The organism is Rhizomonospora bruguierae, assembly GCF_018397995.1.
GTDB classification, from domain to species: domain Bacteria; phylum Actinomycetota; class Actinomycetes; order Mycobacteriales; family Micromonosporaceae; genus Rhizomonospora; species Rhizomonospora bruguierae.
The window spans coordinates 65105-72235 of record NZ_BBQH01000039.1; the positions used below are offsets into that span (position 1 = coordinate 65105).

At 72.7% G+C, this 7131-nt stretch carries 7 protein-coding genes and 1 pseudogene; 2 read left to right on the forward strand and 6 right to left on the reverse strand.

Annotated features, from left to right (window positions below; all coding sequences use genetic code 11):
- The first annotated feature begins 202 nt into the window (after positions 1–202).
- Positions 203–520, forward strand: a complete 318-nt coding sequence (locus KJS59_RS20585) for a hypothetical protein (RefSeq protein ID WP_213454576.1) — start codon at positions 203–205, stop codon at positions 518–520.
- Between the two features lie 103 nt (positions 521–623).
- Here the strand turns inward: KJS59_RS20585 and KJS59_RS20590 are convergent, their stop codons facing one another.
- From KJS59_RS20590 to ftsY, 4 genes are all read right to left on the reverse strand, one after another.
- The gene (locus tag KJS59_RS20590) at positions 624–962 is read right to left on the reverse strand and encodes a P-II family nitrogen regulator (protein WP_213454577.1); all 339 of its coding nucleotides are present in this window, start codon (positions 960–962) and stop codon (positions 624–626) included.
- Positions 963–987: 25 nt separating this feature from the next.
- The gene (locus KJS59_RS20595; protein ID WP_213454578.1) at positions 988–2382 is read right to left on the reverse strand and encodes an ammonium transporter; all 1395 of its coding nucleotides are present in this window, start codon (positions 2380–2382) and stop codon (positions 988–990) included.
- Between the two features lie 231 nt (positions 2383–2613).
- On the reverse strand, positions 2614–3456 hold the full coding sequence (locus KJS59_RS20600) for an aminoglycoside phosphotransferase family protein (protein ID WP_213454579.1): 843 nt from the start codon (positions 3454–3456) through the stop codon (positions 2614–2616).
- 15 nt (positions 3457–3471) lie between these two features.
- Positions 3472–4665 carry a signal recognition particle-docking protein FtsY gene (gene ftsY, locus KJS59_RS20605; RefSeq protein WP_213454580.1) on the reverse strand — a complete coding sequence of 398 codons (1194 nt, stop codon included), beginning with the start codon at positions 4663–4665 and terminating at the stop codon, positions 3472–3474.
- 213 nt (positions 4666–4878) lie between these two features.
- Between ftsY and KJS59_RS20610 the strand changes: the two genes are divergently transcribed.
- Complete coding sequence (locus KJS59_RS20610) at positions 4879–5391, forward strand: DinB family protein (RefSeq protein ID WP_213454581.1); 513 nt, start codon at positions 4879–4881, stop codon at positions 5389–5391.
- Between the two features lie 14 nt (positions 5392–5405).
- On the opposite strand, the gene KJS59_RS20615 is transcribed toward KJS59_RS20610, so the two are convergent.
- Both KJS59_RS20615 and KJS59_RS20620 read right to left on the reverse strand, forming a co-directional pair.
- Positions 5406–6038: an HAD family hydrolase gene (locus tag KJS59_RS20615; RefSeq protein WP_249714543.1), complete on the reverse strand. Its 633-nt coding sequence runs from the start codon at positions 6036–6038 to the stop codon at positions 5406–5408.
- 20 nt (positions 6039–6058) lie between these two features.
- Positions 6059–7131 (reverse strand): annotated as a pseudogene (locus KJS59_RS20620) (chromosome segregation protein SMC); the annotation flags it as partial.

Here is a 7131-nt window from a genome sequence, read left to right on the forward strand (position 1 = left end):
CCGCTCGGTGCGCCTCACGTTCACGACAGTCGATCACACGGGAAGCTGGTGTCACCTCCTCCGAGCGGCCATTGCGACCCGGGAATTTAGTGCACTAACTTTGAGGTAATTCCGTCATCAATCGACTCCGCTGCGTATCCGCAGCCGTCCAACCCATGCCGAAGTCCTCCCGTCCGATGCCCCACCGTGGAGGTAGCACCCCGTGCGGCACCACCCGCGCCGGCCCTGGTGGGCCCCCTGGCGCCGGCATTGCGCCTGCGGCCTACGCAGCCATCCCTGCCCCGACTCCATCACCGTCGACGCACCACCGCTCAGGCACTCCCTCGGCCTCGCCGCCGCCCGCGACCCCGACCCGCACGGCCGCAACTCCCGCAGGCTCGGATCCGACGGGCTCAACTCCCACGGACTCGACACCCACCGGCTCGACTCCGACGGGCTCGACCCGCACGACCTCGGCGAGCGCTCCCGCGCTGCGCATGACCGCCTCGCCGACCGTCCCCACAGCCCGGCCGGCGACTGATCCCGCAGCCCGCAATCCCGCCAGCACACGGCCGGTTCCCGTCACCCGCGGCCCGGCGCCACCGCGGGCGGTGGGCGCCGGGACCGTCATGGCGTCGCGTCGCCTACAGGGCGTCGAGGCCGCGCTCGCCGGTGCGGACCCGGATCACGTCCTCGACCCCGGTGACCCAGACCTTCCCGTCACCGATCTTGCCGGTGCGGGCGGCGGTGACGATCGCGTCGACGACCTTGTCCACGTCGATCTCGTCGGTCAGCACCTCGACCCGGATCTTGGGCAGGAACTCCACCGCGTACTCGGCCCCCCGGTACACCTCCGTGTGCCCCTTCTGCCGCCCGTACCCCTGCACCTCGCTGACCGTCAGGCCGGCCACGCCCAGGGCGTGCAGCGCGTCCTTGACGGCGTCGAGCTGGTAGGGCTTGATGACCGCGGTCACCAGCTTCATGGCCATTCCTTCCATCGAGAAGACGTTAACCGGCGACCTTCTCCGGGACGGGTGCGGCCTCGGGGCCGCCGGCCGGCGCCGTGCCGGGCGCGATCCCGGCCATCGCGAACGCGCCACCGCCGCCGGGGCCCGGCGAGAAGTCGTAGGCGCTCTCCGCGTGCTCAGCGACGTCGATGCCGTCGACCTCGGCCTCGGCGCCGGCCCGGAAGCCGACCGTCCTGTTGACCAGCCAGCCGAGCCCGGCGGCGACCGCGAACGAGAAGACCGAGACGATGGCGCTGGCCGCGAACTGGCGGCCGAGCTGGGTCACCCCGCCGCCGTAGAACAGGCCCTCGGCGGCGCCGATGTCCGCCACCAGCCCGGCGTTCGCGCTGGTGGAGGCGAACAGGCCGAGCCACAGCGAGCCGATCCACCCGCCGACGAAGTGCACGCCGACCACGTCGAGCGAGTCGTCGTAGCCGAGCCGGTACTTCAGGCCGACCGCGAGGGCGCAGGCCGCCCCGGCCACCAGGCCGAGCAGGACCGACGCGTACGGGTCGATGAAGCCGCAGGCGGGGGTGATGGCGACCAGGCCGGCGACCGCGCCGGAGGAGGCGCCGACCATGGTCGGCCGGCCGTCCCGCAGCCACTCCACGATGATCCAGCCGATCAGCGCCGCGGCCGCGGCGACCTGGGTGTTCACGAACGCGACCGCCGTGACGCCGTCGGTGGTGACCTCCGAGCCGGCGTTGAAGCCGAACCAGCCGAACCACAGCAGGCCGGCGCCCAGCGCGACCATCGGTACGTTGTGCGGCTTGAAGGTGTCCTTCGGCCAGCCGACCCGCCTGCCGAGCACCAGCGCCAGGCCCAGGGCGGCCGCGCCGGCGTTGATGTGCACGGCGGTGCCGCCGGCGAAGTCCAGCGCGTGGATCCTGGCGCCGATGAAGCCGCCGCCCCACACCCAGTGCGCGACCGGGACGTAGCCAATGGTGAACCAGCCGAACGCGAACAGCAGCCAGCCGCCGAACCTGGCGCGGTCCGAGATCGCGCCGCTGATCAGCGCGACCGTGATGATCGCGAACATCATCTGGAACGCGAGCACCACGTAGGTGGGGATGCCGACGCCGCCGGGGCTGTCCGGGCCGGCGCCCCACAGCTCGGCGACGAAGGTCTTGTTGCCCAGATACCGGCTGAAGCTGCCGATGACGGTGTTCCAGCCCTCGTCGCCGTTGGTGCCGAAGGCGAACGAGAAGCCGTAGCAGAGCCACAGCACGGAGACGAGCCCGATACACGAGAAGCTCATCATCATCATGTTCAGGACGCCCCGGTTGCGGTTCAGGCCGCCGTAGAACAGCGCCAGGCCCGGGGTCATCAGCAGCACGAGCGCCGTTGACGCCAGCAGCCAGGCGGTGTTGCCGGTATCGATGGTTGCCTCAGGCACGCTGGCCTCCTAGGTGTGCGGGTTCCCTCCCTCCGGCGCGGCACCTGGCCAGGGCAGCGTCGCCCGTGCGCCGGTGGCCGAGAGCTTTCTCGTCGCCTGTTTCACGCACGGTCCCCACGCCGTTTCCAGGGGGTGTCCCGTTGTTTCCGGCGTGTGAAGAACCTCTCACGATCGGCGGAACGGCCGGGCGCGTATCAGTCGGGGGTCACCGCGGGCGGCCGGCGGACCGCGTCAGCGCAGCGCGTACTCGAGGATGTGCCGCTCGTAGTCCAGCAGGCGCAGGTCGCGCATCGGGCGCCGCAGGTGCCCCTTGTGCACGATCCGGACGAACGCCGGGTCCCCGGCGGCCGCCATCCGGCGGATGCCCTCCACGTGGTCCACGATCCGCTTGCGGATGGTCCGGACCAGGCGGTGCCGGTCCCGCGGGATCAGCCCGTACGCGTCGGCGAACAGGCGCAGCCGGCGCGGGCGGTTCGGCCGCTTCCAGCCCAGCGTGTATGAATCCCGGTCGCTGAACAGCGGGACCCAGGTCCACGCCGCGTACGCGACGTCGTAGATCCGGGCGCCGGGCGAGGCGAGGTCGAAATCGATCAGGGCCAGCGTGCCGTCCGGCCGCCAGATCACGTTGTGCGGCGCGGCGTCGTGGTGGCAGACGACCTCGGTGTCCGGCGGCGGCGGGCCGAACGAACGCCACACCGCATTCGGCTGCGGCTGGAAGCCGTACTGGGCGTCGTGGAAGAGCCGCAGCATCGTCGCGACCGTGACCAGCGCCTCGTCGGTGACCCAGTGCGGGGCGAGCGGGTACTCCCCGCACTCCCCCTCCAGGTACGACAGCACCTCCCGGCCCCGGTCGTCCATGCCCAGCGCCCGGGGCGAGCCGGTGAAGCCCACGTACTCCAGGTGCCGCAGCAGGGCGTGCACGGAGGGCGTCCACGGGCCGGCGTTGCGCCGCACCGTGTCGCCCAGACGCACGACGGTGCTGACGTTGCCACCGCGCAGGGGGACTTCCTGCTGCGTCACGTACGGCCTCCCGAGCGGCGCCGACCAGTCTCCGGCGTGGGGTGTGTTCGACAAGCTAAGTACCCGAGGCTACGCGGCCGGACCAAGCAGGGCGTCGACGAACTGCACCGGCTCGAACGGGGCGAGGTCGTCCGGACCCTCGCCGAGGCCGACCAGTTTGACCGGGATGCCCAGCTTGCGCTGTACCGCGATCACGATGCCGCCCTTGGCCGTGCCGTCCAGCTTGGTCAGCACCACCCCCGTCACGTCCACCACCTCGGTGAAGACGCGGGCCTGCTCCAGCCCGTTCTGGCCGGTCGTGGCGTCGAGCACGAGCAGCGTCTCGTCCACCGGGCCCTGCTTCTCCACGACCCGCTTGACCTTGCCCAGCTCGTCCATGAGCCCGACCTTGTTCTGCAGCCGGCCGGCGGTGTCGATCAGCACCGTGTCCACGCCGACCTCGGCGCCCCGGCGGACCGCGTCGAAGGCGACCGCGGCCGGGTCGCCGCCCTCCCTGCCGCGCACCACCTCGGCGCCGACCCGCCCCGCCCAGGTGGCGAGCTGGTCGGCCGCGGCCGCCCGGAACGTGTCCGCGGCGCCGAGCAGCACGCTGCGCCCGTCCGCCACCAGCACCCGGGCGATCTTTCCGCAGGTGGTGGTCTTGCCCGAGCCGTTCACGCCGACGACCAGCAGCACGGCCGGGTTCGTGCCGGTCGGGATGGACTTGAGGGTGCGGTCCAGCTGCGGCTCGAGCGCCGCGACCAGCTCCTCGGAGAGCAGCACCCGCAGCTCGGCCGGGGTGCGGGTGCCCAGCACCCGGACCCGGTCCCGGAGCCGCTCGACGATCACCATGGTCGCCTCGATGCCGACGTCCGCGGTGATCAGGATCTCCTCGATCTCCTCCCAGGCGTCCTCGTCCAGCCGATCCCGGGACAGCAGCGTGAGCAGCCCCTTGCCGAGGGTGCTCTGCGAGCGGGCCAGCCGGGCCCGCAGCCGAACCAGCCGCCCGACGGTCGGCTCCGGCCGCTCGATGACCGGCGGCGGCAGCACCGCCGGCACCTCGACCTCGACCTCGGCGGTCGGCGCCTCGACCTCGATCTCCACCGGCGGCGCGACCTGGTCGGGCTCGACGGTGGGCGTCGGTCTCTTGCCGATCACCTCGGCCGCGCTCGGCGGCGGTGGGGGCAGGGTGGGCTTCCCGCGGCGGAACCGTGGGATCACCAGGCCGGCGCCGGCCAGTATCAGCACGCCCAGGGTGATCAGCGCGATGACGACGTACTCCATGCGGGAATCCTGACAGACCGGTGACCCGCCCGCCGCAGGGCGGGTGGGGTTCCCACCGGGACAATGATCCCCGTCACGCGCCGTGGTCACGATCGGGGGCACCACGAGGGACGGCCACCCGCGCCCGGTGGTCGCCCTGCCCGCACGGACTGACTCACACCGGTCGCCGTTAATGCCACGACGGCCGGGCGGCGCGCCGCCATGATGTCCGGCATGACATGGACCGCCCCCGAGATCACCCGAACCGACGAGCCGTATCTCGGCGACGAACTGACCATGCTGCGCGGCTGGCTGGATTACCACCGCCAGACGCTGCTGATGAAGTGCGCCGGCCTGACCGCCGGCCAGCTGCGGACCGCCTCCGTGGAGCCGTCCGGCCTGACCCTGCTGGGCCTGGTACGGCACATGGCCGAGGTGGAGCGGTGGTGGTTCCGGCGCTGCGCCGCCGGCATCGACCTGACCGACCTGTACTCCACCCCCGAGGACCCGGACGCCGACTTCAACGACCTCTCCGGCGACCCGGCCGCCGCGTTCGCGGCCTTCGACCAGGAGGTGCGCCTGGCCCGGGAGGCGGTGGCGGACCTGCCGCTGGACCACACCTTCCGGCGCCGGGACGACGAGATCAACCTGCGCTGGGTGTACCTGCACATGATCGAGGAGTACGCCCGGCACAACGGGCACCCCGACCTGATCCGGGAGCGGATCGACGGCGCGACCGGCGACTAGCGCGGCGGCGCGGCCTACAGGCCCAGGGCCGCCCGCAGGTAGGGCAGGTCGGCCGGGCCGCTCCAGCGATGGGCGTACAGGCCGGCCGCCCGGGCGCCGCGGACCGCCCGGTCCGAGTCGTCGACGAACAGCACCTGCGCGGGCGGGAGCCCGAGGGCCGCGCACGCCGCGGCGAAGTACCCGGGGCTCGGCTTCGCCTCGCCGACCACCGACGAGTTGACCACCGCGTCCAGTTCGCCGGTCAGCCCGAGCGCGGCGAGGTCGGCGTCGAGGCGGTCGGTCGCGTTGGTGGCCAGGCCGACCGGACGGCCGGCGGCGCGGGCCTGCCGGAGCAGGTCGAGCACCGCCCGGTCCACCTCGGCGCCCGAGACGCCGGACTCCACCCACTCGGCCACGGCGGCCTTGGCGCCGCCGGAGTCGCCGGTGATCCCGGTCAGCGCCTCCGCGACGCCGGCCGCCCAGGCGTCGTGGGTGATCCGCCCGGTGATCGTGGGGATCAGCCGGTGCGGCTGCATGGCGGTCTCCATCAGCAGGCCGGGCGGCAGGCCGTGCCGGTGCTCGATGTCCGTCGGCGCCGCCGGGTCCCAGCGGCGCAGCACGCCGTCCAGGTCCACCAGCAGGGCGCTGGGCCGCTCCCCCGATGTCACCGGTGCCACTCCCGCCATGCCTACTCGTCGCCTTCCCGGCTCAGCCGCTGGCTGATCACCTCGGTGACGCCGCTGCGCATGGTGACCCCGTACAGCGCGTCGGCGACCTCCATGGTGCGCTTCTGGTGCGTGATAATGATCAGCTGGCTCTTCTCCCGCAACTGCTCCATCAGGGTGATCAGCCGGCCCAGGTTCACGTCGTCGAGGGCCGCCTCGACCTCGTCCATGATGTAGAACGGGCTGGGCCGGGCGCGGAAGATCGCGCAGAGCATGGCGACGGCGGTCAGCGACCGCTCGCCGCCGGAGAGCAGCGACAGCCGCTTGATCTTCTTGCCGGGCGGGCGGGCCTCGACCTCCACGCCGGTGGTGAGCATGTCCTCCGGGTCGGTGAGCACCAGCCGGCCCTCGCCGCCGGGGAACAGCACCGCGAACACCTGCTCGAACTCGCGGGCGGTGTCGTGGTACGCGGAGGTGAACACCTCGAGGATCCGGTCGTCCACGTCCTTGACGACGGTCAGCAGGTCCTTGCGGGTCGCCTTGAGATCCTCGAGCTGGTCGGAGAGGAACTTGTACCGCTCCTCCAGGGCGGCGAACTCCTCCAGCGCCAGCGGGTTGACCTTGCCGAGCAGGGCCAGTTCCCGCTCCGCCTTGGCGGCCCGCTTCTCCTGCATGGGCCGGTCGTACGGGGCCGGCTCGGGTGCCGGCTTGCCGTCGGACTCGGCGGCGGCCACCTCCGCCTGCGTCGCGGGCACCAGAACCGACGGGCCGTACTCGGCGACCAGCGTCTCCACGTCGATGGCGAAGTCCTCGGCCGCCTTGGCCTCCAGTTGCTCGATCCGCAGCCGCTGCTCGGCGCGGGCCACCTCGTCCCGGTGCACCTCGTCGGTGAGCCGGACTAGATCCTGCTCCAGGCGCTTGGCGGCGGCGCGGACCTCGGACAGCTCGGCCTCCCGGGCCGACCGGGCGGCGGCGATCGCGTCCCGGCGCCGCTCGGCCGCGGACAGCGAGACGGCGACCCGGGCCAGCGCCTCGCGGGCGCCGATCTCGACCGCGCGGGCGATGGCGGCACCCCGGGCCCGGGCGGCGCGGCGGG